This window comes from Accumulibacter sp., from assembly GCF_031732815.1.
Classification (GTDB): Bacteria; Pseudomonadota; Gammaproteobacteria; order Burkholderiales; family Rhodocyclaceae; genus Accumulibacter.
In genome coordinates this window covers 5,033-7,665 of the sequence record NZ_JAVMKF010000058.1, presented here as the reverse complement: position 1 = coordinate 7,665, position 2,633 = coordinate 5,033, and the positions used below count along the sequence as shown (strand labels likewise).

4 protein-coding genes are annotated in these 2,633 nt (G+C 64.5%); 2 read left to right on the top strand and 2 right to left on the bottom strand.

Annotation, left to right across the window (positions count from 1 at the left end):
* Positions 1-179 precede the first annotated feature (179 nt).
* A complete protein-coding gene (locus tag RKP46_RS04960; protein WP_311105598.1) occupies positions 180-1,421 on the top strand; it encodes a P-aminobenzoate N-oxygenase AurF in 1,242 nt (413 codons plus the stop codon).
* Complete coding sequence (locus RKP46_RS04955) at positions 1,418-1,717, top strand: 2Fe-2S iron-sulfur cluster binding domain-containing protein (protein WP_311105597.1); 300 nt, start codon at positions 1,418-1,420, stop codon at positions 1,715-1,717. Before RKP46_RS04960 ends, RKP46_RS04955 begins: the two co-directional genes overlap by 4 nt.
* Here the strand turns inward: RKP46_RS04955 and RKP46_RS04950 are convergent.
* A complete protein-coding gene (locus RKP46_RS04950) occupies positions 1,714-2,322 on the bottom strand; it encodes a nuclear transport factor 2 family protein (RefSeq protein WP_300327482.1) in 609 nt (202 codons plus the stop codon). The genes RKP46_RS04955 and RKP46_RS04950 overlap by 4 nt on opposite strands.
* 46 nt (positions 2,323-2,368) lie before the next feature.
* Positions 2,369-2,633: acyl-CoA-binding protein (locus tag RKP46_RS04945; RefSeq protein ID WP_311105596.1), on the bottom strand; the 265-nt coding region annotated here is incomplete at its 5' end.

Genomic DNA, 2,633 nt, shown 5'->3' with positions numbered 1-2,633 from the left:
CTGGCACCATCAGGAAGGCGCGCCGCGGTGCAACTTCGGGGCTAATCTGTCGCTCTGGGACCGCCTTTTCGGAACCTACTTCGCGGCCGACGACTACCCGCAGCATTACGGCATTGACTGCCGGCAGGACGCGCTCGAACAGTTGCTCGCGCCTTGCCGCCTCACATGGAGAAGCTGAGATGCATCGAGGACTTGCCCAGGCGACGCCACACTCCCTGCTGGACGACGCGCGGATTGTCAAGCAGGTCGAGCTGAACCTCAAACGCAATACAGCGCAGGACGCCAGCGAAGCGATCGAGGCGGCCGTCGCCGCGTATTGCCTGAGCGATTGCCGGTCGAGCCTGTGGAACCCGGAGACTTTTTCTCTCCTCTGGGGAACGGCGCTGTGGAATGAAGCTTCGCCCGCCCAGCGCGTGCTGCTCAACCAGTTGTACTGGGTCGCGTACTACAGCCAGATCGTCTCGGCCGAAATTGCGACCATCTTCCTCAACCATGTCGCGGCCGTCGGGCTTTATGCGATCGAGGATTTTCGCCCGGTCTGCGACAACCTGGATCTCGAGACGCGCCAGGAGCGCGTCCATATCCACGGCTTCAAGACGATCGGCGAAGACTTCGAGCATCGCCTGTTCGGCCGCCGCATCTTCACCTATCCGATGCGTCATCCCTTCACCGAAACGATGATCTTTGCCGATTCAAACCGCTTCCAAACCTGGTGGAAGAGCGTCCAGTTGCGCGCCTTCACCGCCATGGCCGGCAGCCCCTTCCTGGGCAGCCAGTACCTGCTGATCCGCGGCCTGCGCACGCTCAACGGCAAGATCGTCCAGCACAAGCTGAGCCAGTTCTTCGCAAATCACGCCGAGCGCGAACGCGCGCCCATCCCCGCCGCAATCAGTTGGCATCACTTCTCGGACGAAAGCTTCCACTTCAACACCTCGCGCATCGTCGGTCTCGAAGTGCCGCGCGTACTTCCAGCGCCCAGCGCCTTCGAGCGCTGGGTGGTGAATCGTGGCGTGGCTGGCTGCCAGCTCGACCACTACCATTTCTCGGTTGCGGTCAACGGAATTTTCTGGTTCGACCCGGCGCTCTTCGCGGCGACCTACCTGCTCCTGCGCTCGCCCTCGTTCGCCCTCGATCATGCCGGCGCCTTGCGCATGCTCGAACGCTGCTACTGCGAGGACTCCGACGGTGTGCAGGCGGCCGCGCGAACGCATGCCGAAGCGGTGGAATCGTATCGCCGCTTCGTCGAGCCGGTCACCTGGCTGTCGGCGGCGAACCGGGAAATGCGGCACATGGCCGGCAATGGCGTCGACCGCTACCTGCAGACGAATCGCCGCGCCTTTGCCCGCTTCCAGCGCCGCGCATCGGCGCTGAAGGATCAGCCGCAGCCTGCCCCGGCCGATCTGGCCGGCTCGTCGGCATGAAGCGCCACACGATCTCATTCCCCGGCACCTCGTTTCCGGATGTCGAGGTTCCCGCTGACGACTTCCTTTCGCTGCACCTGACTGCCGCCAACTCCCCGCTGCTTTTCGGCTGCCGGGCCGGGCTTTGCGGTACCTGCCTGATCGAAGTCGTCGCGCACGATCGCTCCTCCGATTTGGCTGTTTCGGCTGAGGAGCGCGAGGCGCTGGCGCTTTACGCGCCGGATCGGCCGGATGCGCGCCTGGCGTGTCAGGTACGCGCCAGCGGACCGATGGCTGTCCGCCGGTTGGTCGTCTAGCCAATCCCTCGGCGTCGGCGGCGGCCGACGAAGAAACCGATCACCAGACCGAGCAGCAGACAGCCGATCGAGGCGCCCACCAGCGCGCGCAGCAAACCCGTCTTGAGCGCCTCGATCACCGGATTGTCAAGCACGTTGGCCGACAGGTGCAGTCGGACCAGCTTCCAGATCCCGTCCTCGCGGGCGACGACGGCCGTCCACAGCGTCGTCATCTCACGCACATCGCCGTCACGAAAATGGTAGGTGTCGTTCGACACGCCCTGCACCAGACCGACGTCATCGCGCAGGAAGTGCGTCAGTTCGTCGGCGACTGGCCGCGCGACGATGCGATCGAGCGAGCGACGGTCGCCCTTCAGCAAGCCACGCCAATAGGCGCGAAATTCTTCGATCGTCGTGAACTTCCGGTGATCCACCGTCACCACAGCGAAATCCTGGTGGAGCAGGCGACTCAGTTCGTCGAATTCGCCCGTATTGAGCGCCTCGGCGCCGACGCGCAGGATCGCCCGCAGTGCCTCATGATCGGCGTCCCGGTCCGCCGCGACGACCGGCGAAGCCGGCAGCCAGACGGCAAGCACGCAACAGATCGCACGCAAGATTCGCCACATGGCAGTCTCCTTTCCAGGCGAGGCGCCTTCCGACGCCGGCAGGCGCTTACCCGGTGGTCCGGCCAGCCAGATGGTCGATCAACGAGACGTACTGCTGCATCGCATCCGGTGCCGCGGTACCCTGCAGGCTTGCCCAGGCGTCGTACTTGGCTCGTCCCACCATGTCGGTGAAACCTGGCCGGCGGCCGGCGACATCGCCGTCAGTCGCCTGCTTGTACAGCGCATAGAGCTTGAGCAGGGTATTGTTGTCGGGCCGTTCAGGCAAGGATCTGGAGGCAGCGACGGCGGCTTCGAATCGGGATTGCAACTCG

What these genes read in the sequence shown, in the direction of transcription:
- RKP46_RS04960 (WP_311105598.1), top strand. Translation starts at nt 180, where the DNA reads ATGCATCGAGGACTTGCCCAGGCGACGCCACACTCCCTGCTGGACGAC.
- RKP46_RS04955 (WP_311105597.1), top strand. Translation starts at nt 1,418, where the DNA reads ATGAAGCGCCACACGATCTCATTCCCCGGCACCTCGTTTCCGGATGTC.
- RKP46_RS04950 (WP_300327482.1), bottom strand. Translation starts at nt 2,322, where the DNA reads ATGTGGCGAATCTTGCGTGCGATCTGTTGCGTGCTTGCCGTCTGGCTG.